This window comes from Jiella marina (genome assembly GCF_024359545.1).
Lineage (GTDB): Bacteria > Pseudomonadota > Alphaproteobacteria > Rhizobiales > Rhizobiaceae > Jiella.
This window is the reverse complement of the sequence record NZ_JAKQZG010000018.1, coordinates 1-26,131: the sequence shown is the minus strand read 5'-3', so window position 1 is coordinate 26,131 and position 26,131 is coordinate 1. Positions and strand designations below refer to the sequence as shown.

The following is a 26,131-nucleotide window of genomic DNA, read 5'->3' as shown; positions in this document are numbered from 1 at the left end:
TGTTCTCCGTGGTTTGCGCGTTATCTGAGCATGAACTTCAGAAGCTGTTCGGCGACCCTGCCGAAGGGTGCCATGGCGAGATCGGCGAGGTTCCAGCGTCCCTGCGCGTAGATGCCCTTGGCGTGGCTGAACCGGCGGAAACCTTCGATGCCGTGATAGGCCCCGATGCCGCTCTCGCCGACACCGCCGAAGGGAAGATCGTCCTGTGCGACATGGAGGACCGTGCTGTTGATGCCGACGTTGCCGGATGTCGTCTTCGTCAGAAGGCGATCCTGCTCTTCACCTGACGGGCCGAACCAGTAGAGCGCGAGGGGGCGCGGGCGGCAGTTGACGAAGGCGATGGCCTCTTCCAGCGTCCGGTAGGTCATGATGGGCAGGATGGGGCCGAAGATTTCCTCCTGCATGATGTCCATGTCCCCGGTCGGGTCCAGGATCAGGGTCGGCGCGATGGTGCGGTTGCGTTTCGCCGCGTCGCCCGCGTCGTGGCCCACAGTCACGATCCTGGCACCCTTGGCCCGCGCGTCCTCGATCAGGCCGGTGAGCCGGTCGAAGTGACCGTCACTTACGATGGTGCTGTAGTCGTCGCTGGTGGGTCCGCCGGGATAGAATTTACCGGTCGCGGCGTCGAATGCGGCCGTGAAGGCCTCAACGTCGTCCTGGTGGACCAGCGCATAATCGGGCGCGACACAGGTCTGTCCGGCATTGGCCAGCTTGCCGTAGGCGATGCGTCGGGCAGACATCGTGCCAACCGCGCCGCGCGCGACGACCGTCGGCGACTTGCCCCCAAGCTCCAGTGTCACTGGCGTCAGGTTGTCGCTGGCGGCGCGCATCACCGCGCGCCCGACCTTGGTGCTGCCGGTGAACATCAGGTGATCGAACGGCAAGGCGCTGAACGCCTTCGCCACCTCGGCATCCCCGGTCACGACTGCAACCTTGTCCTCCTTGAACGCGCCCTTGAGAAGCCGCTGCATGAGTGCACTGGTGCGGGGTGTCAGCTCTGAGGGTTTCAGCATCACGCTGTTTCCCGCTGCCAAGGCGGTTGCGAGAGGCATCAGGGCGAGGTTCAGCGGGTAGTTCCAGGGCGAGATGATGCCGACCACGCCGAGCGGCTGATAAGCGACGCGGGCGCGCGCCATACGGAACACGGCTGATACATGCCGCCGTTCCGGCGCCATGAAGCGGCGCAGGTTCTTCGACAGGTAGTCGATGCCTTCGACGGTCGGCACGAGTTCCATGATAGCCGTCTCATTGTGCGAGCGGTGACCGAAATCCGCAGCGACGGCCTCTTCAAGCGCGCGGCGGTTTTCGACCAGAAGGGCACGCAGCTTCCCAAGGTCCGCGCGCCTCGTCGCCAAATCCGGCGCGCCATCGCGCAGGTAGGCCGTCCGCTGACGGTCGAGGATTTCGGCCGGGTTGGGACCGGTCGTCGTGTCGGCGACGAGTTCGCTGGTATGTTTCATGTCCGCCTCCTATGTAGACAGTGACAACTTGCAGCCATCTAGAAGCTCATGTAGACGATGTCAACATAAAAGGTGAACGATGTCGGAAACTGAATGACCGGACCGAGCAAACGACCCTACCACCATGGCGATCTGCGGCGAGTGATCTTGGACACCGCCATGACCATGCTGGCCGAACCCGAGGGGGTGAATTTCACCCTTCGCGCGGTCTCACGCCGCGCCGGAGTGAGCCATGCGGCACCTTACAAGCATTTCGAGGACAAGGCAGCGCTCCTGACCGAGCTGGCACTGGTCGGATTCGACCGATTGACGGCGACGCTCGACAAAAGTGCGAAAGAAGCGCCTAAAGGATTTCGATCGAAGTTCTTCGCTGCAGCATCGGCCTATCTGGACTTTGCGCGACAGAACCCGTCGCTCTACCGTCTGATGTTTGGCGGAGAATTCGGGACGATCTCGGCCCATCTCGATCCTCGGGCCCTGAAAACATTCGATTTCGCGGTCGCCCTGATTGAACTGGGGCAACGGCAAGGCCAGGTTCGTGAACGCCCCTCAAGAGGACAGGCCACGGCCTGCTGGGCACAGATTCATGGTCTGACGATGCTGGAGTTGAACGGGTTGCTCCAGCCCGAAAAAGTCGGAGACAACGCTACAGAACTGGCGTTGAGTACGCTCTTTGAAGGCCTCCAGACATAGCCCACTTCGTTTCTTCGCAAGAACTGCTCGCCAGAAAAATCTTCGGTCACGACCTTTTACCTTACCAATCCGCCGATCGCCCGCGTCGCCAAACCTGCAACAGAATTCGCAATTTTGTTTCAGATTTGATCGGGTAAACGTTCAGCAGCTTCCAACCCTTTGCAAACCTTTTTCCATCGCGCCGACGCGCCTACGAGCAGTCGTTCCGGTCCGACGCAGCATGATCGGCCAGATACACACCCTTCGGTTTGTCTTCGACGATCCGGCATGTCCAAGAGGCAGAGGATCAGGCCGTTGCTCGCCAAGGCCCTTGTGACGAGAAATCCTTGCCCCGCAGGCGGGCGGGTTTCCCGATAAGGTAGCCTTGAACCGCTCCGCACCCGAGGCCGCGAAGAAGTTCCAGTTGCTCCTCCGTCTCGATGCCTTCCGCAAGCGTCGGCACTCCGATTTGCCGCCCAAGGGCCACCACGGCCATCACGACACCATGAGCGCGCAAGTTCTTCTCCGCCGCCACGACGAAGCTGCGGTCGATCTTGATGCGGTCGAGCGGGAAGTCGCAGAGGTGAGCGAGCGACGAGTAGCCCGTCCCGAAATCGTCCATCGCCACCTTCACGCCGAGACGCCGAATGTCCGCCAACACGCTGGCGATCTTCGCACCGTCCTCCACCAGCGCCGTTTCGGTCAGTTCGACCTCTAGACGCCGAGCCGGCAGCCCGCTCCCGGCCAGTGCCGAAGTCAGATGCGACAGGAGCAGCGGCGACCGGAACTGGACCGCCGAGACGTTCACCGCAACGTGACGCTCGTTCGGCCATGATGCCGCCTCGCGGCACGCCTCCTCCAATACCCAACGTCCGATGTCAACAATGAGCCCCGTCTCCTCGGCAAGCGGGATGAACGTTGCGGGCGGCACCATGCCGCGCTCGGGGTGCTCCCAACGCAGGAGCGCCTCATAGCCGACGATCTCTTCGGTATCGAGTGTCATGATCGGCTGGTAGGCCAGATGGAACTGCCCGAGGGGCATGGCCTGCCGGAGGTCCGCCTCTAGCTTGTGTCGCTCGGTCGCTGCCTCAAGCATTCCGGTGCGGTAAGCGGCGACGCGTCCCTTACCCTGATGCTTGGCATCGTAGAGCGCGACGTCGGCGCACTGCATCAGAACGTCGGGAGAATTGATCCCTTCGCCGGAGCAAAGACCGATGCTACACCCGACAGACACGGTAAACCCACTCAGAATGAACGGCTTCGAGAGGGCTTCGACCACTCCCTCGGCGATCTGAGAAGCCTTGTCTGCGCCGCCGTAGACGAACACGCCGATCTCATCCCCGCCGAGGCGGCCCGTGAACCCGTTCTCGCCGACCATGGCGACGATACGGCTGGCGACCTGCACCAGAAGCTCATCGCCGACCCCATGCCCGTAGGTATCGTTAACGGCCTTGAAGCGGTCGAGATCGACAAGAAGGAGATGGAACGGCTTATCTCCCGCCATCAAGGCGAGCTTGCGTTCCCGGAAGGCCAGGCGGTTCGGCAGACCGGTGAGCGGGTCGTGGTAGGCCAGCTCCGAGATTTCCGCGCGAGCCGCGCGTTCCTCGGTGACGTCGTTGTAGGTGATGACGGTTCCGCCTCCCGCCACGGAGTTGCTGTCGATCTCGACAGTGCGCCCGTTTGGCAGGACGTAGTCGACAGGGGCGAATTTGGTCGCCCGGAGGCGTTCCTCGATGCGTCCGGCAGCCCATTTGCGCTGGCCTGCATCCCATCCTGCGGCGGACGAAACTAGGTCGATGACCTCATCAATCGTCATTCCGAGGCGGAGTCCCATTCCGGAAAGACCGAACATCTCGACGAAGCGCTCGTTGAAGAGGCCGATCTTGCCCGTCTTCTCGATGAAGACCAGCCCATTCGACATGTTGTGGAGCGCGGTCGCCAGAATCGCAGTATGGGCTTCGGCCTGGGCATCAAAGCGTCGTGCCGCGAGGATAGTCATGAGCGCACCGATCAACAGCACCGCGGCTCCCATCGCCGTGAAGATGCTGAGCGTAACGTTGTCGCTGGCTACCCCAGCCATGTCGGGCACAGGAGCGAGCGTGGTGCCCGAGATGGATAGGAAGTGCGAGCTGCAGACCGCGAGCGTGAACGCGGCACAGAAACGCGCAGTCGATGACGAAATCCGTGACGAGCCGCAACCGATGGCCATGAGAACGGCACCCGCGCCATAGGCCGCGATCGTCGCACCCGCATGCTGGCTTTGGAGACAACCCGACAGCGCAAGCATCCCCGTGTAGTGCATGGCACCGATGCCAAGGCCGGCCATGGCGCCAAGCGCAGCCCGTGCTGCAGCGTTCCGGACGACGACCGTGGCCGCGACCGGCATACCAACCGCAAGAACTCCGATCACGGCGGAGGCGGTGGTGATGCCCGCCCCGTAACCGAGGGGGAGATCGGGGCGGTAGCCGATCATGGCCATGAAGTGAGTGGTCCACACCCCTAGCCCTGCGACGAACGCAGTGCCGGCCAGCCACTGGAGACGGACGATGCCGACCGATGCCGTCGCCCGATCGCGCAATGACGTAAGAAGCCATCCTGCGGCAAGGCAGATGACGAGTGCGGCGAGAACCGTGACTAGCGAATGGTCGGAAGCCAACTGGGCGAGAATCGCAATCATGACCCATGGTAAAAGTCAGCAGGTTTCGCGTTTGCCAACGGGGGTGGTTAATTCAACCCTATAACATGCCATTTCCACCCATACCGATCCTTTGAACGCTCGTCTTTGAAACACTTTCATCGTATTCTGTTTCAAGTTTGGATCAGTCGGCTCTCTTGTTCATGCTGCCGACATTGCCCTTGAACAGGGCCATCACCAGATCCGTCTGGGTGACAAGCCCGATCAGTCGGGTCGCCTCGTCGACCACCGCAATATGGTGCAGTCCGGCCTTCGACAGAATCGGAACAAGTTCCGCGATGGACGTCGTCGTCATGGCTGTCAGGGGGGCTTTAGAGGCGATCCTCTCCACCGGCATTCGTGTTGAAAATCCCTTGTCGAGACCGCGCTCCAACCGCTTGTCCGCCAGCAGGGACGGTCGTCCAAGACCCTTTCCGACAGCGTCAACGAAATTCTCCCGCGTCAGGAGCGCGACGAGTTTGCGATCGTCCGTTGTTACCGGAAGCACGCTGAAATCTCGATCGCGAATGATGGCCCACGCCTCGCCGATTGTCGTCGTCGGCGATACTGTCACCACGTCGCGTGACATCACATCCCCACAAGTCAGATCTCCTGATCGGCGCCGATAAGCCTCATGCTCGGCCGTCGTCAAAATTTCCATCAGATCGTTGCGATCGATATCGACGACCTTTCCTCGGCGCTCCAGCACTATATCGAGATCGTCGAGCGTGAACCCGGTCCGATCACGCGGCAACGGATCTCTTGTGCCATGGGGATTCACATTCCCTGATGGCCGCAGGCGCGGATATCGGTGTCCTGTCAATCGATTATAGCCGAGCGCCACCGCAAGCAGGAGCGCCGAGTTAAGTCCGATCGGAACGACGGCAAAGCCGAATCCCAAGGTGTCGGCGATCGGGCCAGCCAGAACGGCGGTGACCGCAACCGCCCCACCTGGAGGATGAAGACATCGCAGAACGAACATGAGAGCTATGGCAAGGCAGACTGCGACCGCTGCGGCAAGAAGCGGGTCGGGAATTAGCATCCGGCAACCAATCCCGACCACCGCAGCAGATACGTTGCCGCCGATAATCGACCAAGGTTGAGCCAAAGGACTGGACGGCACCGCGAACAAAAGAACCGCTGACGCACCCATCGGCGCCACCAGAAGCGGTATGGCGGTATCAGCACCGAGAAGCAGAAGCGTGGCGAAGCCTGTAACGGCAATGCCGATAAGCGCTCCGATGCTGGCTCGCATTTGCTCGAAAGCACTAATATGGCCGAGGTCTGGAAGGAGACGAACAAGAAGCCGCGTCATCGAGAATGCCCACATGCGGAAAATAACGCCGCATTTATCACCATTCTGCACAAACGACAGGCGCCTTGGTTTGGTTGGCTACCTTCAGAGATGCGAGCCTGAAAACCAACAAATGGCTTCAGCGAGGACTGGGCAGGAGGCTTATCCGGCGATCATCCCGAAGCTCGAACAGAGACTGCCGGAGGATCGTTGCCGCCCCTTGCAGCGCCAGGACTGCCATCACGCTTGCCACGATGATATCGGGCCACCCCGTGCCCGTGCCGAAAACACCGAGGGCGGCCGCCAGAACCGCGAGATTGGCGATCACGTCGTTGCGCGAGCAAATCCAGACCGAGCGCTTGTTCGCATCGCCTTCGCGCCAAGCATAAAGGAGAGCAAGGCAGGCGGCATTGGCGGCGAGTGCGATACTCCCGACAACGCCCATGGTGCCCCATCCTGGCACAGCGCCGTTCAGCGTGTGCCAGATGACGCTTCCAATGACCCAAAGACCGAAGAAACCCATCGAGGCGCCCTTTACGAGGGCAGCACTCGCACGCCAGCGCAAGCTCATGCCCAGAACGAACAGGCTGATGCCGTAATTCGCGGCATCGGCAAAGAAATCGAGCGCGTCGGCCTGCAACGCAGTCGATCCGGCAGCGAGACCGGCGATGATTTCGATCAGGAACATGCTCGCGTTAATCACAAGCACGATCCAGAGAACGCCGCGATATTGGCCGGTTTGTCTCGTCGCGCTTGAGGCGCAACCGTCATCGGAGCAGCAGGGCATAACAAATCTCGCTTCGTTCGTTGCAACCCTTTACGTGCTGTCTATAGCGGCTATAGGGTCAAGTCATGAAACACGGCGAGCTGAAGATTGGCGATCTTGCCCGGGAGACCAGGACCAAGGTCGTGACAATTCGATATTACGAGAAGATCGGCCTTTTGCCTTCACCGGTTCGCAGCGCGGGCAACTACCGGTCCTATGACGCCGAGGCCCTGGAACGGCTTCGGTTCGTTCGCCGGTGCCGGGATCTGGGCTTTTCGCTCGAAAATATCCGCGAACTTCTCGAACTCTCGTTGGATGATGAACGCGCCTGCAGCGACGTCGACGAGATCACTGCGGCGCATTTGGCCGCGGTCGAGCGAAAAATCGCCGACCTTCAAGCGCTGGCGCATGAACTGCAGCGCATCGCATCGCGATGCTCTGGCGGCGGCACGATCTCGAATTGCCGCATCCTCGATGCGATCACCCCGCATTAAGGAGAATCGTCCAAGCGAGCAGAAAGCGCTCGTTTTGGAAACATCTTCATTGGTCAGTTTCAATTTAGCCGAAGCGCCATCTCTCGATTTTCCCGGAGCAACGCGTTCAAAGCCTTCCGCTGGGCCACAGCTTCAGCCGACCGCATCCCATGCTTCAGAGCGTTCTGAGAGCCTTTCGCCGGCCCGGTAGATCTCCCGCCATGCATCCGACATCGGCCGTTCGTCATTGCCGGCGCCCTGCAGGGCTCTCCCGTGCGGCGGGAGTGTGCTCCACATCGAGGAGCGGAGTGCAAGGGGTCAACCGTCATCTTTCTCACTCCCCGTCCATGACGGCTTCGGCTGCTGTCTCTTCTTGCGGCCGCCGGCCGGCATGACTGACATTACCGACGATGGCTTGACCGCCCTGGTGGACGTGAACGTGTTCGACGCGGACGGTCTGCTGCCCCTTGCCCCGGTGCTTGTCCAGAGCGCCGACGAGGGTGGCGTAGGAGCGCACCAGGCGGTTCGCCTGGCTAAGGGCCATATCGCGGCCGGCAAAGGTCTGCTCGCTCAGCATCGCGCGGCGGTAGCACTCCATCGCGGCGTTGTGGGTCGCGATCATCTGGGTCGCAAGCATTCCCTCCAACTCGCTTTTGGGCCCTACGCCCATCATTGCAGCAATCGTCGCACTCATCTGCAGATCTAGCGATTCACTGTCGGAATGCGCTTTCCAAAGGCTTTGCACGGCCTGATTTGCAAGGATGTTGTTCCATTCGTCCGACTGCGAACCGCCAATGGACTTCAAGGCGCCTTTGCTCTTTTTCGGATCGGCGACCGTGAGGGTCGTAGGCTTGCCGCCGCCGGACGGCTTCTTCCCGCTCAATTCGCCACTCGTTTCATGACCGCTTCGGCCTCGACGCCCCGATCAACGGCAACGAGGAGGCTATACCCGCCCGGACCTGTGACGACGCCAGGGATTACCCCCATCCGCGCCATTGAACACGCATCCGAGTAGCTGATGTTCTTGGCTCGATTGGGTTTCCCAATGGAGTAAAGGAAAACTTCGGTTTCCATCATGCCGCCGCCTTCGACTGATGGGCCTCGATGCGTACTTGGACTATGTCGCGGATGATGTCGGCCGGCTTGCCGGTTCTCATATTCGGCGACCTGCGCCAATGCGGCGCTTGTGCCGCTCTGCATACGAAAAATCAGAACTTCTGGATGCCTCGCCATGGCCAATTCGTTTCAATGTGATCGACCGTCAAATGGTATCATGTTACCACTTGAAAAGAAATCGCTCATCCTTGGCGTGGCGCATAAAACATAGAGATCTCAAGATATTCGCTGCAAGACCAAACCCAAGCAAGAGAGCAACGGGCTAGTCATGAAGCGCGATAAAATCCCGGTCTTTACAGTCAGCTGCCGACATTGTGGCACGGGCGGCAGCGCATATGGCGGCGTTCTCGTTTTTTGCGCAAGCAGGATCCGCACCCACTTTTGTGCAGTGGTGCGCCTAAAGCCGCGTCACCTCCTGGCCACGACCGCTCGGAATACGCCAGCTGCTGCATTTTGGCTTGGACGCAATCAGTGATCCGAAGCTCGATCCCCGATTCGGTTTTTGGCGACGTCGACCTTCATCATCTGCCTGCGAAGGCCATCGACCACCCGCCAACAAGATGCCGGACAGGGCCAGCCGGGGAGTGCCATCACTTGCTGCACGAGGCCGAGCGAACAGTGCGCCGCTCTGGCGATGCAATTCGTGCCCCACAGAAGGTTGAGGGAAAGATCGGTCAACCGTTTGCCTCCGAATAGGCAGGGTGCTCTTTCCTCTCATAGAGGATGGCCCCAATCTCCTCACACAGGCGGAACGCACGACCGTGAACGGGGTCGCCGGTCTCGTAGCCCTCCATGATCTTTTCGAGGTAAGGCAGGCATCGTTCGAGCTGTCGCGTCGACGCTGTTTCCTTGTTCCGATCAACGATAGCCAACCATGCATGTGGATAAAGAAGGTTCGCGTCATCGCCAGATGACGCAGTTTCCACTGCATCTGCTTCTCTGTTTAGCAGAATATGCTTCTCTTTCTGGTTGCTACTAGCAAGGTCCTGATTTTCCTGAAGATGCACCTGATGCGATGTCCCCAATATGGTCTCAGAATGTCCCCTATCCGGGACTGAATTGGGGGCGTGCTTGTCCCCTTTTTCTTCAATGCTGGACCTATAGACTACGCGATGCACGAACCGACGACCGTCATGCGCGCTATGCTCCGAACGAACATACCCAAGCTCTCGAAGTCTTGAGAGGGCCCGCTTCACCGTTCTAGTGTCGCACCCAGCCCTTACGGCAAGAGTAGAGTTCGTCGCGAAACAACCGCGGCCATTGGCTCCTCGGCGATCATGGAAGGTGATAGCGGCGAGGACACGAAGATCGTTCAACGTCAGGTGCTTGTTGAACATCGCGTCGACCGGAATCATCAAGAAATCCATCTTACTCATGCGATCTCACTCGGCAATTCGCCCTTCTGGCGGTAGACGTCGATGGCGCATTCAAGCGCGAGGGAAAATTGGCCGACCTCGCGAATGACGGCCTCTCGGGGCAGTCCTAGAGCCAACAACTGGCTCTTCAGAATGCGGGTGGTCTGAAGCCACCGAGCCGTGAAGTCCTTCTGGGTTTGCGCGCGACGAAGTGAGGCCACTGCTTGCCTGATTTTACCAACTCGGCGGTGGCTCGGAAAAACGAGAATTTGCGCGGTCAACTTGCCCTCCTTCGGATAAGTTCGGTTTGTCTATCGGCCTGAACTGCGGTCTTCGTCTTGAAGAGGGTCAGGTAGGAAGGCGAATGGCAACCATGTCCTCGCCTCGCTTTTCGTTGGTAGGAGGCGCTTTAGATCGGGCCTGTCCCGGTTGGCTTGAATACCATCGCCGCCAGATTAGCGTGAGTGGCAAACCTAACGGTTTTTGTTGCCGAGCCGTCCGTTCGCGTTCACGCCGCCGTATCCTCGAAGAACCGCTCCAGAGCCTCGCGTTTAGCGACCCAGCGGCGGCCGATCCGCCGAGCCGGAAGCTCCCCATTGGCGCACATGTGGTAGGTCGCGGCATGGGTGCGGCCGATCAGTTTAGCGATGGCTTCTACTCCCCAAACCAGATCGAGTTTCCCTTCATCGTCGTCCGTCACTCTGTTTACCTTTCGTTCATTGATGGCTGGTAGCCATTATGTATGATGGCTCATAGCCATTAGTTGTGTCAATCGCTAAAGTATGGCTGATAGCCACTATGTCTAAGAAGCCCGCTCAGCCGCAGGATAAATACGTGCTCCGCTTGCCCGACGGCATGCGCGACCGCATTAAAGCTGCCGCCGACGTGAACAATCGTTCAATGAATGCGGAGATCATAGCGCGCCTTGAGGGGTCGTTCATCGACGACGCGTCGGAGCAGATTGAGCGGCAAGATCGCATGCTCAGCGAGCAAACCGCAGCGTTTTTAAGCCTTGCCGAGGAACTGAGAGAAACGAAATCCAATATGACGAGGATCGAGAGAGAGCTCAAATCTGTGACGAAAAGCGCTGTAACAATCGGCAGAGCACTAAGCGAGGCGGCATCAGGCAACGACAGAGACCTAAATCTATTGCTGCGCATTGCGCGTGAAGACCCGTTCCCCAAAAAGCATTCAGAGGACGAATAATGTCCGTCCGTCGCCGCACCTGGACCACGCCGAAGGGCGCTGAGAAGACCGCATGGGTGGTCGACTACACCGACATGGCCGGTAAGCGCCGGCTGAAGACCTTCGCCCGGAAGAAGGAAGCGGACGCCTTCGCCGCGACGGCGAGCGTCGAGGTTCGCGAAGGCGTCCACGTCGCCGATTCTCAAACGGTCACCGTGCGCGAGGCCGCAACGCTATGGCTGAAGAGCTGTGACGCCGCCGGGCTGGAGCGCTCGACGACGGACCAATACCGCCAGCATGTCCAGATCCATATCGAGCCCTTCCTCGGGGCCACCAAGCTGAACAAGCTCACCGTGCCGGCAGTGCGCGCCTTTCAGGAGGCGCTTCGCGAGAATGGCCGCTCGCCGGCCATGGTCAAGCGCGTGACGGTCTCGCTTGGGTCGATCCTCTCGGATGCGCAGGAGAGGGGCCTCGTCGTTAGGAACGTCGTCTCCGAAATGTCGAAGCGGCGCGGCTCGAAATCCTCCGAGAAACGCCAGAGGAAGCGCCTGCAATACGGCGTCGACATTCCGACGCGTGAAGAGGTCCGCGCGATCCTGGAGGCCGCAGAGGGCAGATTTCGGCCATTGCTGATCACGGCGATCTTCACCGGCATGCGGGCAAGCGAACTGCGCGGCCTGCCCTGGCGAGACGTGGATCTCGACAAGGCCGCGGTGCATGTTCGCCAGCGCGCCGATCGGTTCAACGCGATCGGCGCTCCGAAGAGCGAGGCAGGGCATCGATCGATCCCACTGACGCCCCTCGTCGTGAACACTTTGCGGGAATGGAAGCTTGCTTGTCCACCGAGCCGCCTTGATCTCGTCTTTCCGAATTCCGCCGGCAACGTTGAGAGCCTGGGCAACATCATCAACCGAGGCCTTCATCCGACTATAATCAAGGCCGGCGTGACAATCGAGACCCGCAAGCGTGATGACGAGGGCAAACCCATCCTCGCTGCCCGCTACACCGGCATGCATGCCCTTCGGCATTGGTACGCCTCATGGTGCATCAACGCGAAAGCCGACGGCGGTCTCGAACTCTCGCCGAAAGCCGTTCAGACCCGCATGGGCCACTCGTCGATTCAGATGACCTTTGACACCTACGGCCATCTCTTTCCCGCCGCCGACGAAGCCGAAGCTCTGGCAGCCGCCGAGAGGCTGCTTTTGGCCTGACATGCGTTTTCCATGGCTGAGTATCAGCGACAAGGACGCGACATGGCCTGCGGAAGATCAATGATTTCAACGTTTCGTTGAAGAATCATAATCCGCGTGTCGGGGGTTCAAGTCCCTCCTCCGCTACCGGTCGCGTCCTCTCCGGGTCGAATATTCAAAGGTATGGCGCGCAGCGACTGGTCGCATTCGAACGAATTGTTCGACGTTTTGGCCGACTGGAATAGCGTTCTGAAGCACGAGAATTTCGACCGCGGCCCGAGGCCGCCATGTCCGTAAATGCACAGAATGGTCGGGAAACACTCAGAGAAATTTTCGATAAGTCAGGCGCGCCAGCGAAGAAACGGCAACACAAAAGACGTCTTGCACCGTTTTCGCTCCGCCTGACGGCATCCGAGCGGCAGCGCCTAGAGCAACATGCGGCGGCTGAGGGTCTGCCGTTAGGGACCTACATCAAGACCAAAGCGCTCGATCTGCGCGCGCCAGCCAGACGGCGCCGCGGTCGCCTCGTCGACGATGGACAAGCCTTGGCAAAGGCGCTCGCGCTGCTCGGGCGCTCGGACCTCTCTGCGAGCCTGAAGGAATTGGCCAGCGCCGCACGGATCGGCGCCTTGCCCGTGACGCCAGACCTCGAAGCCGGCTTGCGGCAAGCCGTCGATCACGTCGGACAGATTAGGGCCCACCTGATTACGGCTCTCGGCCTCAAAACCGGAAGCCGAGCATGATACTCAAAGGCTCACAACGCGGTAGCGGGGGCAACCTCGCTACCCATCTTATGCGGACCGACGACAACGAACATGTCGCCGTCCATGAGATGCGCGGGTTTGCCGGCGAGACATTGCGCGACGCGTTCAAGGAAGCAGAAGCCATCTCCCGCGGCACGCGTTGCCGCCAGTATCTCTTTTCGCTGAGCCTCAATCCACCAGCCGAAGCACGCTTGCCCGTTTCGGACTTCATCGATGCGATTGATACGATCGAAACACGGCTGGGCCTGGAGGGGCAGCCGCGCGCCGTCATCTTCCATGAAAAAGAAGGCCGGCGACATGCGCACTGTGTGTGGAGCCGCATCGACGCCGAAAGCATGACCGCCCGGCACCTCCCCTTCTTCAAGACGCGGCTGATGGGGGTCGCACGGGACCTCTATCTGACGCACGGGTGGGAGATGCCGGCCGGGATCGAGAATGCCAATGCTCGGAATCCGACCAATTTCACCCTGGCAGAATGGCAGCAATCCAAGCGAACCGGTCTCGATCCGCGCTGGCTGAAGGCGCAGGTACAATCCTGCTGGCAGCGATCGGATGGGATCAAGGCGTTTTCGCATGCGCTCGAAGAGCGTGGCCTTTACCTCGCCAAGGGCGACCGGCGTGACTTCGTGGTTCTGACGCATGACGGCGACATTCATGCTCTCCCGCGCCTTCTGAACGAGAAGACGAAGGCCGTTCGCGTACGGTTGGGATCGGCGGAAGGATTCCGTGGCGTCGCGGCTACGAAGAAGGTCATCAGCAACGCGATGACCCCGGCCTTGCGTGCTCACGTCGAGACCGCACGCCAAGGCTTCGCGCGGAAGGCGGCACCGCTCTACGCTGCACGCGATCAAATGACCGAAGCGCACCGCGCGGCGCGAAAGATGCTGGAAGATCGGCTCGAACGAGAACGACAGGAGGAAGCCCAGACAAGGGCCGCCCGGCTGCCGAAGGGCCTGAAAGGGCTATGGCACAGAATAATCGGACGCTTTCAGGATTTGCGGCGTCAAGCGGAAGCTGAAGCTCAAACCTCGGCAGTCCGGCACGAGGCCGAACGCCAGGCTCTGATCGACCGCCAAAGGGAGAAGCGCGCAATCCTCCAAAGACGTATTAAGGAACTCCGGGACGTGCAGGCGACGAAGCTTGCCGACCTGCGCCGTAACCTCACACGATACAGGTCCTTTCAGTCGGATGAGGCCAAGGGCGTCCATGCCTCCGAAATTCAGAGACGACGGAAGCGATCAGGCCCAAGCCTGTAGGCGGTTGAACCACAGCTTGGCTTGCGCAGACGTTTCAAAGGCCATTCCGGTCGCATTGCGGCGGGTACCACACGCCTTTCGATGGCTGCCCACGACCCGGCACGCCGACCTGATGCATCGCGATCTCGTAAAAGTCGACATAGTCCTGCTTGATATCGCGATAGATGGAGACGGCCTCGCGGGCTTGGGCATAAAGGATCTGACGTTCGCGATCCCGGTAGACGTCCTGCATGCGGCGAACCGCATGGCGCACCTCCCACTCTTTCACGGCCCGGCACGCGAGCATTGCCGAGGTGCGGTAGCGTTCGCGCAGTTCCGACAGCTCTTTGACGGTCATGTAATCGATGTCGAGCCGGTGCTTGGCCCGACGGAAAGCCTTGATGGCTCGGCGGGCGTCGTTGGCCGGCAGGCGGTTGCGCAGGCGCTCGAAAAACGTTTCCTTCAAAATCTTCATAGCAAACCTCATACATAGCGAAATTATTGAACCAGAATGGGTCCGTTTTAGATGTATTATGTTAAAATTGGATTAACATTGACAATTTCTATGATTTCTTTGATAATATAAAGCAGATTTTGATTTACAGATTGATATTTTAGACGATGTTAAACGCAGAAAAGATCAGAGCCGCGCGTGGTTTTCTTGACTGGAGCCAAGCTGAACTGGCTGAGAAAGCTGGACTCGCGAAGTCCACCGTGGCCAATCTCGAAGCCGAACGCGGCGAGCCGGATGCACGGACGTTGCGCCGGATCGAGACTTGTTTCAGTGAACAGGGCATCTTCATCACGCCGAGCGGCGTCGAAAAACGCGACTTCGTCCTCACCACTTATGACGACTATCTTGAGGTCCTCGCCGATGTGGAGCACACCGTGCCGCCCGGTGGGGAAGTCCTGTTCCACTGCGCCGACGACCGGCGATCGAGCGCAGCCGTATCGCAGAAGCTGCAGGACATGCGGAAAGCCGGTTACAGGTTCCGTTCGACGATCTGCGCGGGAAATACGGTCATTGCCGGCGATCTCGCCGATTATCGCTGGATACCGGAGGATTACTTCTCCGGCTCGGAAATCTGCGTGATCTACGGCGACAAGACGATGCAGCATGTGCCCGGCACGGCCGGGAACAACTTCGTCGTAATGAAGTCGGCGGTACATGCCAAGGTCATGCGCCGCCAGTTCGAGTACTGGTGGCGAAATGGCCAGATGGTGGGAGGTGGCGATGTTTCGGATTGATGTCCCCGCCCATCTCACCGGCACGGATCGCTGCATCATGCCGATCTGCGGCTGTATCGACGCCATGCATGGGCGGGCTTTCAAGGAACTGGTTCAGGCAACGGCAAGCCGGTTTCGCTCGGTGCGGCTGATCCTCTGCGATACGCTCGATGCACATAATTTCGCGCTCCGAGACGATCCCCTCTGGGACGAGGCAGTCGAGACCTGCCGGGCGAGTGCAGCGCGCTGGCTGCGCAAGAGTCGCCCGATCCTCGATGCCGCCTTCGATCATGTGGCCGTCACGGTCTGGAACGATCTCAAAACGCCGGAGTTCGACAGGATCGAGCGTCGGGTTCGCGGACTCTATCAGGGCAACCCGGCCGTCAAAGCCTACATTGATGGCATCTGCTCCGACTACACCGAGCGGGCCGCGACCCGCCAGGAAGCGCAGGGTTTCACCCCTGACCGGGACAAAATCTTTGCCCGCTCGCTGAATTACACGCTGGAAGAAATTCCCGGCACAGTGATCTACCAGCGGCTATTCCGGGCGCCGGTCATCTATGTCGGCTCGTATTTTGATGATCCGCAATTCTTCAACCGCCATAGCGGTGACGACATGGACCTGACATTGCCGGAATGGTGCCGTGTCCATGACATCACGGACGGCCGAACGATGGCTGCGTGAGTTCGGGCATTAGCAAGAAACGAAGCTTTCAACATCCCATTAGCCGCCGCGCCCCAACACCACCCCCACAGAATTTTTTTGGCAATTTTTGCCATTTGGTGCCATAATGAGGTTTGGAGGTGCTGAAAATGGCAACAATGAACGTGTCCCTGCCCGATCCGATGCGGAGCTGGGTCGAAGCGCAGACGAAATCCGGCCGCTACGGCAATACGAGCGACTATATCCGCGACCTGATCCGCCGCGATCAGGAGCGAGCCGCGCAAATCGCACAACTTCAGAAGATGGTCGATGAGGCGATCGCCAGCGGCGAGAGCGACAAAGGTCCGGATGAATTGATGGCCGAAGCGCGGTCGCGGTACCGCCAGAAGAACGAGAATGATCTATAAGCTCTCGGCGTTGGCGGAGCAGGATTTCTACGACATCTACGTGGAAGGCGCGCTGCAATTCGGCGAGGGTCAGGCGGAAAAGTACCAGGCCGGCCTCTTGCATACGCTATCGCTGATTGCCGAAAATCCGCAGATGGCACGAGAGCGCCGCGAGATCACGCCGCCGGTCCGCATTCACCCCTATCGGGCGCATCTGATCATCTACACAATCCGGGCAAACGACGTGTTCGTGCTCCGGCTGCCCCGAGCAAGTCGGGATTGGGAACGGCTGCTGGAGCCGTAAGTTCGTGGGACCGATCAGGCGCTCCATTCCGAAATTCGAGATTCAATCTCACGAGCTATCGGCAGGGCGACGTGCGAGCCGAAGGCGAGCGCGACGAACTTTCTAAAAGGGGGTGACGGGCGCTCACGCGCCCGCCTCCACCTCGTGGGCGATCAACCAGTTCGCGGCTTCGGATGCCTTGGAGGCCGCCGAGAAAATCGCTTTGTTGTCGTTTTTCAGAACCTCAAGCCAGGTCTTGATGTAGCAAGCGTGATCGGTGCGCGGTTCTGGCGTGATGCCGAGTTCCGCACAAAGGAAGGCGGAACCAAGTTCGGCCACCAGTTCCTCCATCGCGTAGGCCTCGCTGCCAAAGCGTGGGGCAAGATTGCGGTCCAGCCGGCTCTTTGCACCGGACCAGTGGACCAGTTCATGGCAGAGCACGGCATAGAAGCTCTCCCCGGCACTCATGGTGTCGGTGCCGGTGAAGCGGCGCCGTTCCGGTAGACGGATCAGATCGTCGCCGGGAAGATAACAAGCGCTGTCGCCGGTTTCCTGGATGACGGCTCCAGTCGCCTGCGCAAAGGCTTCAGCACGCGCCAAGGGATCGAATACGGCTGCCTCGGGAATATCCGGCGTCTCAATCGAGAAGCCCTCGACTTGCGCGGCGTTGAATACCCAACTGGCCCGGGCGACAAGACGCTCGCCATCGTCGTTTTCGTCATCGCCTGCGGCCTCGACCGTGTAGCGCTTGTAGAAAACCACGAGGGAGCCTTTTTCGCCCTTGCGGACCTGACATCCCTTCTCCTGCCATTGCCGGTAGGTGCCCCAGAGATTGGACGGATATTCGGATTGGATCGCAGAAATCCAGAGGCTGAGGATATTAACGCCGTTATAGGTATTCTTCGATGCGACGTTGACGGGACGCGTCAGGCCGCCGCCGGACCTGATCCAAGGAAGCTGGAATTCGCCCGCGGTTTCGATCGCCTCGGCAATGCGGTTGGTGATCTCCTGGTGGACATCGAATTTCTGAGGTTTGGATGGCATGTCGTTCTCCTTTCGCCGGTAGGACCGCGACCGTCGCGGCCTTGATGGCGTCCGGAGAGGCAGGCAGGCTCAGCCCTTGCACCCCGAAGGGGCGGGCGAAGCGAAAGACGGCCTTCAGGCCGTTGCAAGGGGTGAGACTGGCTGTCAGGAAAGCCAGAAAGAAAGGCCGAGACGGTGCGCCTCGACAGCGAAATCTCGAACGAGTTGTTCGAGACTTTGAAGGCGTGGAATACCCTACTTGAGCACCGAAAATCCAAGGATTTTCAGGTGCCATCATGCTCTCCGTAGCGGATGTCTTCGCAAGTGCCGTCGGGCTTGGGGAAAGTGCGGCGAAGGGACCGCCGGTCGCCGCGAACGGGCCGGAGCGCAAACGCGCCGCGCCGCTCAGCATCCGCCTCAGTGAAGAAGAACGCGCCCAGCTAACGCGGGAAGCCGCTCAAGCTCGGCAGCATCACCATCGAGCCGAATGAAGCACGACTGTTTATCTACCGCGGGCTTGCAGGCGCGGCCTTCGTCGTCTTCTCCGCCATCCTCATCGGCTTCAAGATCGATCCGTACTGGTGTGGTTCTACGTGGTGGTCGGCGGCTATGTGCTGGGATCGGTCGGTATCGCCATCCTCGAAGCGTCGAACGAGGATAAAGACAAAGCAGCGGACGCCCCGCCTATGCCGGCACCGCGCGCTTTGGAGCCGCCTGCCCGCGTGCGCCATGAAGGCCGCGATCATCGAGCGGTTCGCCGATGCGCACGGGCCTTTGCGGGCGCTTGTCGTCGGCGAGGAATGGGGTCAGCTCTACGTCTCGATTTCTACGAAGTACTGACGCTCTAACGCGAGGACGGCATAAACTTCCTCGGTGTGTGCCAGAACGCTGCCGCGCAGATCGAATCCAAATATGGCAAGGAGATCTCGCGCGAATCTGGAAGAAGGCCGTGGCGCATACGCTCTATCGCGGCCTGCCGGACCTCGACACCCTCAAGGAGATTGAGCACCGATCTGGCCGCACCTCCGTCATGGTGCACGGCTTCAACGTCAACACCAATCAGGTGAACGGCTCGGGCGATAACCTGATGGAGCAATCCCGCCCGCTGCTACAGCTCGAAGACATCCGCCTTGCCACCGGCGGCGAGTCAGCCATGCTGGTATCCCGCGATCCCGGCTACTTCACCGTCGAATTACCGGAGTTCTGGCTTAAGCCGGAATTGAGCGGTTATCTGAGAGACGTTCGCGAAAAGACGGACAAGCTTGGTTGGCCACGGAGATAGGATGGCCAACAGATTGACGTGTTCACTTGGCATCCTTCTTCTTCGAATAGGTTGATCTTCGGCTTTGGCCGCTAGCAGAATAGTGAGCCGAGTTACGAGGCTGAAACGTTTCCCGATTTGGTGCAGACATCACTTCCCACACAAATACCTGCGGGTCTTTTGCACGAGCCCCTGGGGGAAACGGGGCGCTTCGCCGTGTGAGCAGTCTGTGAGGAAAATCAAAATCTTGGTAACTTTCGAAGAGCTTCTTCAAAAGCGACACTCGAGGGTTGTTGTGGGGAACGAGGTTTGTCTTATGAACAATGTTCCTATTATGAAGAAGGAGCGGCCTGGCCATCCCGCTTTCTTGCTTACCCGAAAAAGCCTTTCGAGAAAAATAACTCTCCAAGTCAGACCGCTTGCCGCCTAGGATGAAGAAGCATCTAGCGTTGAATTTATTCGCAATAAGCTCAAGCCTTATCAAGTCCCACATTATATCTTTTGCATTCGGCTTGGTTTTCCCCAACCACTTTGATTCAACTGCCACATTAATTGCAGGATATGGATCACAAACAACAGAATCTATCTCAGGTCGCCGTCCCACACCTTTCGATAATTCTGCCAATATAGGATGTTTGTATTCTGCTTGAGCGAGATTTCCTGTACGTGAACTTAATATTTGACCGATCGGATGCGAAAGATACTTCTCGCTAAATAGTCCGCTCCTGTCACAAGCATATTCAAATTTAAGCCAAGCACCAACCCCCTCTGCGAGTATTCTTGTGTAATCCATACCCCCTCCTTCCTAATTTGTACTATATACGCACCGATATATCTTCCTTATCAAGCTAACCTTATCGGCCACCGTCGATAGCGCTCATCAGCAAAAATTGGGGGGCGTAAGCCCCCATCGGTGGAGAATCATACCATCAATGTCAGCTAAAAAATTTTATTTATTGACAATGTCAGATTCTTCGTCCACTTTCTTTTCAAAGGAAAGATGTCATGACCGATGGCCCGTTCAGAAACTTACGGCTAAGTACCCGATGGAAGAAGTTCGGCGAGCAGCTAGTCAGTGATGCTGCCAGCCCTGCTGAGCGGGTCAACCAGGCATGTCACAGCATGATGACTGACGCAGGCGTTAAGGAATTCAGCTTCATGGTGCAGGACCTGTCGACCTGCCTGTCTCAGTCACAGCTGACGCTCGATCCCGTCTCGGATATCGAGGCCGTCTTAGAAAGGCATTCTATGTCGTCGTTTTCAGACATTTTGCGACGCACGCTGATAGCCAATGTTCTTGATGGCTCATCCCCTGCGGATGCGCTGCAGCCCGCGCTGGATGCCGCTACCCGAGAGTGGGTAGGCATCGTGAAGAACCGTCAAGACGAACACTGCATTCAAGCAAGAGACCTAGGTGACATAAGCCGTGTCGACTACCAAAAGTGCCTTGAGCGAAATGCAGAAGCATTTTCCAACATAGACGTGGAGAAGCTCTGTCAGGCCATGAAAGATGGCAACAGAAGGGCTTTCAGTTCTCCGAAGCGAGTGACTGTGGATGAAGGGCCCGAACAATGAACGTCCACAATCACACGTCGCTTACCGCCAAAACCCTCATCGTACTTGAAAGCGGCGGAAAACCACCCGCGCGGCTCTCTGGGCACGAGGAGTTGGCAGAAATTGGTGAACAAATCCAGTTTGATGCCGAAATCATTGACTCGTTCGATGTAGCGGGATGCCTGCCACGGCATTTCGATTTGCTCGTTGTATGTGCCGCGATCGAATTTGCGGACAGGCGTTGGAAAAGATCGCGTGCTTGGGCCCGTAGTTTCATCCTCCACGTCCCTGTTATCGACCTGGAAAGGTGGCAGAAACCCGCCGTGCAACATGCTCTGCGACGGGCTCTGTATTTTCTGACCGGAGACACCTGGCAATTTAATTTTTTCCGCGCGAAGAACAGATCACCGATCGGTGCGCGCCAGATTCCTTTGGACTTCGACAAAACCAAAAAGGTCGCAATCGCCTACAGCGATGGCCTGGATTCACGCGCCGTCACGGGCCTGAGCGGCGGTGAAGAAGAGGCCTTGTGCATTCGCGTGGCTGGCACCCGCCAGCGGCGCCAAAAGAACGATAGTCCGTTTGAACGCATTCCATTCGACACTCGCAACTATCGTAAGAACGAAAGCAGCTTCCGAAGCCGCAGCTTCAAATTTGCGGCTATTACCGCAATGGCGGCACAGTTGTATCAGGTATCGAGAGTCGTAGTTCCCGAAAGCGGTCAAGGGGCTTTAGGGCCTGCGATCCTACCTTTGCACAACGTCTATGCCGACTACAGGAACCATCCAGCTTTCTTTCGTCGAATGGAGCAGTTCCTGCAGGCCCTCCTTGACTGGGAAGTCAAGTTTCAGCAACCCAGGCTCTGGCACACTAAGGGGCAAACGCTGCGGGACTTCCTGCACTTGCCGGGCAAGAATTACCTACATTTGACCCAAACTCATTCCTGCTGGCAAACCCGCCGTATCGTTAATGATGGTTACCGGAAGCAGTGCGGGCTGTGTGCCGCCTGTCTGCTTAGGCGCCAAAGTATGTACGCGGCGGGGATCGACGAAGAACCGGGCGTCTATGTCATCTCAGACCTCAGAGAGGCTCTCCTCGGGCAAGCGCTTATGCCCGTCGCTGAGAAGGCTGACCGGGACATCATGATCGAATATGGCAGCGTAGGTGCAAGACATCTGCAGCACCTGGCTGATTTAGCTATCCGCCCGGACGAATTACTCCGCACTCATGCCTCTCAGATCGCGACTGCTACGGGTGAGACTTTGGACGGAACGACCAGAAAATTGAGGGCTATGTTGAGCGCGCATGCTGATGAATGGAGAGCATATCGATCTGAGCTTGGAAGCAATAGCTTTTTGAATGATTGGATGGATGGAGGGCGCAATGGCTGATCTCAACGAGCTAAGTTCGCAAGAAATCGGTCGCCGCCTGCGGATGGCGCGTGAGAATGCCGGCGTCCGACAAGAAGAGGCAGCCCGGATCCTCGGCGTGTCAAGACCCACCCTTGTATCTATTGAGCAGGGTGTGCGCCGCGTGCGAATTCAGGAGATACAGACTCTCGCGAGCCGCTATGGACTCTCTGTCAACGCGCTTCTTCGTCGTGAGGCAGTGCATACCGATCTGGTGCCACGATTCCGTAAGCTACGGGAGGCAGAGGACACTGAGACTACTGAAGCGATTCAGTTGCTCAACAACCTCATTAAGGCTGAAGTTGAGCTGGAAAACTTGCTGGGAATCCGGAAAATTCGAAACTATCCTCCAGAGCGCGGGATAAACAGTGGTAACGTGGTTATGCTTGCGGAGCAGCATGCGGCAGAACTGCGCGAATGGCTTGGCCTCGGACTAGGACCAATTGCAGACATCTTCTCACTGATCGACAGGCAGCTTGGCATCAGGCTTTACCAGCGGCGTCTATCCTCGACTTCAAAAGTGGCCGGGTTGTTCAGCTATGATGAGGGAATTGGCGCCAGCATCCTTCTTAATGCTAATCATCCCCTTCCCCGTCGCGTTCAGTCTGCGGCGCATGAGCTTGGACATTTTTTCGGAACTCGGCAGAACCCGGAAGTTCTGGAAACGAACGAACGATTTCTATCAAGAGACGAGCGCTACGCCAACGCGTTTGGCAGGTCCTTCATGGCGCCCGCCGAAAGTTTTACTGAGAGTTTTCGCCGGATCAAGGAGATCACAGGAAAGATTACCATCAGGTTGATCATCCTCCTCGCCAACGAATACCATATTTCAAGACAGGCCTGCTGCCTGCGCTTGGAGGAAATAGGGCTGGCGAAGAAAGGAACGTGGGACTGGTTTGAAAATAGAGGCGGCATTACTGATGATCATGCGCGTGAAGTGCTTGGCGATTCCGCCGTACTTCGCGATCCTGCAAAAACCGATGCCGACCGACTAGTCTCGCATCGAATGAGCCTCATGGCTCATGCCGCCTGGAAGCGCGACCTTATGTCAGAGGGCCAACTGGCCGAGTTACTAAATATCGGCCGTCTCGAGCTTCGCGGCATTATCGATCAGATTGAGCTTGAGGAAAAAGAGACTGATGAATTGGTCAAGCTCGCTGATTAATGTGGACGTGCCATTGGTTCTCGACACAAGCGTGCTGATCAATCTTCATGCTTGCCAGAGCGGCGCGCTTATCCTCAACGCCATACCGAACCAGATTCTGGTGCCACAGGAAGTGGCTGGCGAGCTGGATCATGAAACGGGTCATCAGAACGGGGAGCAAGGGTTTCTCAGAGAGGCTGTCGCCAGTGGGACTGCCGTCGTCGAGGCAATGACGGATAATGAATATGAACTTTTTCTGCATTTGCTCACCTCTTCGCCCAGCCTCGATGATGGAGAGGCCGCAACGATAGCCATCGCGTCGAAGCGCGGTCTTTGCCCAGTGCTGGATGAAAGAAGGGGCCGAAAACGGTCACGCGAGCATTGCCGCAACGGACAACTTGCAGGATGGTCGCTGGATTTGCTGACGCATCCTGTCGTTTCCACGAATCTCGGTGAAGCTTCTGTTGTAGATGCTGTGTTCTTGGCGTTGCGAGACGGACGCATGCGTATCCCGCCGGAAAGTGCGGATTCCGTAATTGCGGCTATCGGTGAGGCTCGGGCACGCGAGTGCACCTGTCTGCCACAATACAAGGAGCGATTCCTTGATTGCTGAAAGGGTAAAACCTAGCTTTCTCCTTGACCTGATGCGCTGGCGGCATCCAACCGGCGGATTGTTGGACTTGTTTCCAACGGGCACGAAGGCTCTTTGGCTAAAAGTCTGAATTGCAGTTATTCAATATTCATTTGGGAATTTGGATATAAAAATAGTAGCTTAAACTCCTATGAATGAAGAAGAAAAAGAATGGGTTTTACCGGCTTCGATTCCCTTCGCGGAATTGAAGGGCAAGGACTTGGAAGAGTGTCTGTACTGGCTCTTCGATGCCATGGGCGCCAAAGACCTTGAATGGCGTACGGGAGGAAGCGGCGGCGGCGCTTCAGACGGCGGCCGCGATCTCGAAGCACATTTCTATACGCCAACAGCCGATCAAGAAATGGAACCGCAGGTGTGGTGGGTGGAATGCAAGGGGCGAAGCGGTACGGTAGAATCTGACGAGGTAAAGAGCGCTATTATCAACGCTCAGGCCAAAGGCGGCCTCGACTATGTCGTCATTGCTACCAACACCCAGTTTTCTAACCCGACGCGCGATTGGGTCAAGGAGTGGCAGAGGAACAACCCTCGGCCCAAAGTGAAGCTTTGGGACAACGCCCATCTGGAACGGCTGTTGTCGCGTCATCCCGATGTAGTTCTGCGATTGTTTTCCGAGGCACTCAGCCTTGATGGTCAGTTCCAGGCGCTGGAGTCGCGTTTCTGGAATAAGCTCGAATTCGTTTCCTCCCCCACACTGAAAAAACTGTGGAAAGCGCGCGCCGAAGCCGAATTTACATCGCTAGGCATATTTGCGCTCATCGCGAACGAATTTGCCAATGGCAGTATCACACACCGGCCTTGGGGCGCTGTGCTCAGCACGTCGTCGCTCGTCGAGGTGTTGCACCTTGCGCTGGTGAACGTTCCATATCTGATGATGCGGGCATCAAAGGCAGGTGTTGAGCAAACACCGCTCATTCGCGCTTTCGCCTATTTGATCTTATGCGCGATCGATCAGCTTCAGCCGGAAAGTGTGGCGGCCCTCGTCGTCGATTCAATCACGCGCGGAGAACCGGACAAATTCCCGGAAGATGTGCAGTCATATCTATTGATGCCGATTGCAAATCAGCTTCTCTCCGAAATTCAGGATATCTGTAGCGCGGATTGCAAACGTATCCTCACCTTCAATCGCCAAACACTCACAGACGACAAAGATGAGATCGAGGAATACTGGCTTCGCCTCGAACTGACTGGGATTGAAGAATCTGAAGAGCCTTCTAGGCACGTTCGTATGGAATCTTACAATGAACCGTGCCAGGTGGGTTTCCGTGTCGATAAGGAGCACGACTGCCCACTGTTCGATATTGAACCGAGTGTGCAGAATTTCAGCGAGCTGTTGGCCATCATTAAACGCGTAGCGGCATACCGCAAAGCTCAGGCGGCAGAAAAGAGGGATGCCGACGCCGCCAAGCGTGCAGCAAAGGCAGAATAGTATGGGGTCGCCTGAGCTGCCGGATGATTTCGAGATTGCTCCCGGTCACCGGCTAAGGACCTGGAAGAGCCTCACACTGAGCGAAGCGAACGGCGCTACTGCAGACTGGACTAAGGGAATCGCCATCCTCAATGCACGCATCCGACGCCGTTTTATCGAACCCGCACAGCTCCTGATCGATGCAGAAAACGGAAAGGGCCGCGGGACAAACGGCTTTGCCGTTTTGGCCATTGACTTCCTGCTAATCGAGACCATTCAGGGGTTTCGAGAGGGACTAATCAACCACAATGGCAAGAGCAAAGCACTTTTCAAAGCATTCCTGACCAATTGGCCGGCATTCATAGCCTGCGTACCGCAACACGGAAACGCTAACGATCTAGCGGTCAATGTTTATGAACAGGGTCGGTGCGCGCTCCATCACACCGGATCAACGGACCGCATTACTGTCCGTAAGAGCGGTAAGGTATTTGTTTTTTCCCATGACAGACGGATCACAGTCAATCGCACTCTGTTGCATCAGCAACTGGTTAATGCATTCGATTCCTATCTTGCTGAACTGAAGGTTCCTGCCAACGCGGATCTACGTAGAAAGTTCAAGCGGAAGATGGATCATATCTGCTCATGAATGAGCGCACCGATAGTGTTGTTAAAAAGCTTCAGGAATTGCGGGACAAGGACCCCGCAGAAGCGCTTCGCCGCGTAGGCGAGTTGGATGAGACACCCGATGGAAGGGCTACTGCCGCGATTATCCTAATCGATTGTGGCGATGCGCTTGGTGATCTATCGTCCATCAGCCGCGGCGTTGATATCCTTGAAACTCTTTCCGCCGAATTCTCTTTCAGTCCCGATATTGCGTACAATTTAGCCAACGGATTGCAGCTCCGTGCGAGACTGCTTGCGGCAGCGGAAAAGCCCCTT

The 26,131-nt window shown here is 57.9% G+C and carries 30 protein-coding genes and 1 pseudogene; 18 read left to right on the top strand and 13 right to left on the bottom strand.

The window, feature by feature from the left end; genetic code table 11:
- Positions 1–20: 20 nt before the first annotated feature.
- The gene (locus tag MF134_RS22245) at positions 21–1,460 is read right to left on the bottom strand and encodes a coniferyl aldehyde dehydrogenase (protein WP_255341615.1); all 1,440 of its coding nucleotides are present in this window, start codon (positions 1,458–1,460) and stop codon (positions 21–23) included.
- A gap of 93 nt (positions 1,461–1,553) precedes the next feature.
- Here MF134_RS22245 and MF134_RS22240 point away from each other — a divergent pair, with 93 nt between their 5' ends.
- Positions 1,554–2,153 (top strand): TetR/AcrR family transcriptional regulator, encoded by a 600-nt coding sequence (locus MF134_RS22240; protein ID WP_255341614.1) that lies wholly within the window; start codon positions 1,554–1,556, stop codon positions 2,151–2,153.
- Positions 2,154–2,439: 286 nt separating this feature from the next.
- Here the strand turns inward: MF134_RS22240 and MF134_RS22235 are convergent, their stop codons facing one another.
- The 3 genes from MF134_RS22235 to MF134_RS22225 all read right to left on the bottom strand — a co-directional run bounded on the left by MF134_RS22235 (position 2,440) and on the right by MF134_RS22225 (position 6,887).
- Positions 2,440–4,809 (bottom strand): bifunctional diguanylate cyclase/phosphodiesterase, encoded by a 2,370-nt coding sequence (locus tag MF134_RS22235; protein ID WP_255341613.1) that lies wholly within the window; start codon positions 4,807–4,809, stop codon positions 2,440–2,442.
- 142 nt (positions 4,810–4,951) lie between these two features.
- Positions 4,952–6,121 (bottom strand): HPP family protein, encoded by a 1,170-nt coding sequence (locus tag MF134_RS22230; protein ID WP_255341612.1) that lies wholly within the window; start codon positions 6,119–6,121, stop codon positions 4,952–4,954.
- Positions 6,122–6,239: 118 nt separating this feature from the next.
- A complete protein-coding gene (locus tag MF134_RS22225) occupies positions 6,240–6,887 on the bottom strand; it encodes a cation transporter (RefSeq protein WP_255341611.1) in 648 nt (215 codons plus the stop codon).
- A 65-nt stretch (positions 6,888–6,952) separates the two neighbouring features.
- Between MF134_RS22225 and MF134_RS22220 the strand changes: the two genes are divergently transcribed.
- Positions 6,953–7,360, top strand: a complete 408-nt coding sequence (locus MF134_RS22220) for a MerR family transcriptional regulator (protein ID WP_255341610.1) — start codon at positions 6,953–6,955, stop codon at positions 7,358–7,360.
- Between the two features lie 59 nt (positions 7,361–7,419).
- On the opposite strand, the gene MF134_RS23910 is transcribed toward MF134_RS22220, so the two are convergent.
- The 6 genes from MF134_RS23910 to MF134_RS22195 form a co-directional block, all read right to left on the bottom strand.
- A complete protein-coding gene (locus tag MF134_RS23910; protein ID WP_304363861.1) occupies positions 7,420–7,668 on the bottom strand; it encodes an HGGxSTG domain-containing protein in 249 nt (82 codons plus the stop codon).
- A gap of 5 nt (positions 7,669–7,673) precedes the next feature.
- Positions 7,674–8,222 (bottom strand): hypothetical protein, encoded by a 549-nt coding sequence (locus tag MF134_RS22215; RefSeq protein WP_255341609.1) that lies wholly within the window; start codon positions 8,220–8,222, stop codon positions 7,674–7,676.
- On the bottom strand, positions 8,219–8,416 hold the full coding sequence (locus MF134_RS22210; RefSeq protein WP_255341608.1) for a hypothetical protein: 198 nt from the start codon (positions 8,414–8,416) through the stop codon (positions 8,219–8,221). Before MF134_RS22210 ends, MF134_RS22215 begins: the two co-directional genes overlap by 4 nt.
- Before the next feature lie 713 nt (positions 8,417–9,129).
- On the bottom strand, positions 9,130–9,831 hold the full coding sequence (locus MF134_RS22205) for a helix-turn-helix domain-containing protein (RefSeq protein ID WP_255341607.1): 702 nt from the start codon (positions 9,829–9,831) through the stop codon (positions 9,130–9,132).
- The gene (locus MF134_RS22200; protein WP_255341606.1) at positions 9,828–10,091 is read right to left on the bottom strand and encodes a DUF6074 family protein; all 264 of its coding nucleotides are present in this window, start codon (positions 10,089–10,091) and stop codon (positions 9,828–9,830) included. Before MF134_RS22200 ends, MF134_RS22205 begins: the two co-directional genes overlap by 4 nt.
- 227 nt (positions 10,092–10,318) lie before the next feature.
- On the bottom strand, positions 10,319–10,510 hold the full coding sequence (locus MF134_RS22195) for a helix-turn-helix domain-containing protein (protein WP_255341605.1): 192 nt from the start codon (positions 10,508–10,510) through the stop codon (positions 10,319–10,321).
- Between the two features lie 98 nt (positions 10,511–10,608).
- On the opposite strand from MF134_RS22195, the gene MF134_RS22190 reads away from it, so the two are divergent.
- The 4 genes from MF134_RS22190 (at position 10,609) to MF134_RS22175 (ending at position 14,205) form a co-directional block, all read left to right on the top strand.
- Positions 10,609–11,016, top strand: a complete 408-nt coding sequence (locus MF134_RS22190) for an Arc family DNA-binding protein (protein ID WP_255341604.1) — start codon at positions 10,609–10,611, stop codon at positions 11,014–11,016.
- On the top strand, positions 11,016–12,206 hold the full coding sequence (locus MF134_RS22185) for a tyrosine-type recombinase/integrase (protein ID WP_255341603.1): 1,191 nt from the start codon (positions 11,016–11,018) through the stop codon (positions 12,204–12,206). The genes MF134_RS22190 and MF134_RS22185 overlap by 1 nt, the downstream gene beginning before the upstream one ends.
- A gap of 266 nt (positions 12,207–12,472) precedes the next feature.
- Complete coding sequence (locus tag MF134_RS22180; protein ID WP_255341602.1) at positions 12,473–12,928, top strand: hypothetical protein; 456 nt, start codon at positions 12,473–12,475, stop codon at positions 12,926–12,928.
- Positions 12,925–14,205 carry a relaxase/mobilization nuclease domain-containing protein gene (locus MF134_RS22175; RefSeq protein WP_457590047.1) on the top strand — a complete coding sequence of 427 codons (1,281 nt, stop codon included), beginning with the start codon at positions 12,925–12,927 and terminating at the stop codon, positions 14,203–14,205. Before MF134_RS22180 ends, MF134_RS22175 begins: the two co-directional genes overlap by 4 nt.
- A 34-nt stretch (positions 14,206–14,239) precedes the next feature.
- On the opposite strand, the gene MF134_RS22170 is transcribed toward MF134_RS22175, so the two are convergent.
- Positions 14,240–14,659 (bottom strand): hypothetical protein, encoded by a 420-nt coding sequence (locus MF134_RS22170; protein WP_255341600.1) that lies wholly within the window; start codon positions 14,657–14,659, stop codon positions 14,240–14,242.
- 146 nt (positions 14,660–14,805) lie between these two features.
- On the opposite strand from MF134_RS22170, the gene MF134_RS22165 reads away from it, so the two are divergent.
- From MF134_RS22165 to MF134_RS22150, 4 genes are all read left to right on the top strand, one after another.
- Positions 14,806–15,432, top strand: a complete 627-nt coding sequence (locus MF134_RS22165) for a helix-turn-helix domain-containing protein (protein WP_255341599.1) — start codon at positions 14,806–14,808, stop codon at positions 15,430–15,432.
- Positions 15,419–16,096 carry a hypothetical protein gene (locus tag MF134_RS22160; protein WP_255341598.1) on the top strand — a complete coding sequence of 226 codons (678 nt, stop codon included), beginning with the start codon at positions 15,419–15,421 and terminating at the stop codon, positions 16,094–16,096. Before MF134_RS22165 ends, MF134_RS22160 begins: the two co-directional genes overlap by 14 nt.
- A gap of 128 nt (positions 16,097–16,224) precedes the next feature.
- Positions 16,225–16,482: a type II toxin-antitoxin system ParD family antitoxin gene (locus tag MF134_RS22155; protein WP_255341597.1), complete on the top strand. Its 258-nt coding sequence runs from the start codon at positions 16,225–16,227 to the stop codon at positions 16,480–16,482.
- Positions 16,472–16,765 (top strand): type II toxin-antitoxin system RelE/ParE family toxin, encoded by a 294-nt coding sequence (locus MF134_RS22150; protein ID WP_255341596.1) that lies wholly within the window; start codon positions 16,472–16,474, stop codon positions 16,763–16,765. The genes MF134_RS22155 and MF134_RS22150 overlap by 11 nt, the downstream gene beginning before the upstream one ends.
- Positions 16,766–16,888: 123 nt before the next feature.
- Here the strand turns inward: MF134_RS22150 and MF134_RS22145 are convergent, their stop codons facing one another.
- The gene (locus tag MF134_RS22145; RefSeq protein WP_255341595.1) at positions 16,889–17,788 is read right to left on the bottom strand and encodes an ArdC family protein; all 900 of its coding nucleotides are present in this window, start codon (positions 17,786–17,788) and stop codon (positions 16,889–16,891) included.
- A gap of 928 nt (positions 17,789–18,716) precedes the next feature.
- On the opposite strand from MF134_RS22145, the gene MF134_RS22140 reads away from it, so the two are divergent.
- The gene (locus tag MF134_RS22140; protein ID WP_255341594.1) at positions 18,717–19,049 is read left to right on the top strand and encodes a hypothetical protein; all 333 of its coding nucleotides are present in this window, start codon (positions 18,717–18,719) and stop codon (positions 19,047–19,049) included.
- A gap of 22 nt (positions 19,050–19,071) precedes the next feature.
- On the opposite strand, the gene MF134_RS22135 is transcribed toward MF134_RS22140, so the two are convergent.
- The gene (locus MF134_RS22135; RefSeq protein WP_255341593.1) at positions 19,072–19,821 is read right to left on the bottom strand and encodes a hypothetical protein; all 750 of its coding nucleotides are present in this window, start codon (positions 19,819–19,821) and stop codon (positions 19,072–19,074) included.
- A 212-nt stretch (positions 19,822–20,033) separates the two neighbouring features.
- Here MF134_RS22135 and MF134_RS22130 point away from each other — a divergent pair, with 212 nt between their 5' ends.
- The 7 genes and pseudogenes from MF134_RS22130 to MF134_RS22100 form a co-directional block, all read left to right on the top strand.
- Complete coding sequence (locus tag MF134_RS22130; protein WP_255341592.1) at positions 20,034–20,603, top strand: hypothetical protein; 570 nt, start codon at positions 20,034–20,036, stop codon at positions 20,601–20,603.
- A complete protein-coding gene (locus MF134_RS22125) occupies positions 20,600–21,973 on the top strand; it encodes a 7-cyano-7-deazaguanine synthase (protein ID WP_255341591.1) in 1,374 nt (457 codons plus the stop codon). Before MF134_RS22130 ends, MF134_RS22125 begins: the two co-directional genes overlap by 4 nt.
- Positions 21,966–23,156, top strand: coding sequence for a helix-turn-helix domain-containing protein (locus MF134_RS22120; RefSeq protein WP_255341590.1), 1,191 nt, complete (start codon positions 21,966–21,968; stop codon positions 23,154–23,156). The genes MF134_RS22125 and MF134_RS22120 overlap by 8 nt, the downstream gene beginning before the upstream one ends.
- The gene (locus MF134_RS22115) at positions 23,131–23,748 is read left to right on the top strand and encodes a DNA-binding protein (protein ID WP_255341589.1); all 618 of its coding nucleotides are present in this window, start codon (positions 23,131–23,133) and stop codon (positions 23,746–23,748) included. Before MF134_RS22120 ends, MF134_RS22115 begins: the two co-directional genes overlap by 26 nt.
- Positions 23,749–23,917: 169 nt before the next feature.
- Positions 23,918–25,213 carry a restriction endonuclease gene (locus MF134_RS22110; RefSeq protein ID WP_255341588.1) on the top strand — a complete coding sequence of 432 codons (1,296 nt, stop codon included), beginning with the start codon at positions 23,918–23,920 and terminating at the stop codon, positions 25,211–25,213.
- Positions 25,176–25,838 carry a hypothetical protein gene (locus MF134_RS22105; protein ID WP_255341587.1) on the top strand — a complete coding sequence of 221 codons (663 nt, stop codon included), beginning with the start codon at positions 25,176–25,178 and terminating at the stop codon, positions 25,836–25,838. The genes MF134_RS22110 and MF134_RS22105 overlap by 38 nt, the downstream gene beginning before the upstream one ends.
- A pseudogene (locus tag MF134_RS22100) lies at positions 25,835–26,131 on the top strand (hypothetical protein); the annotation flags it as partial. The gene MF134_RS22105 and the pseudogene MF134_RS22100, both read left to right, overlap by 4 nt.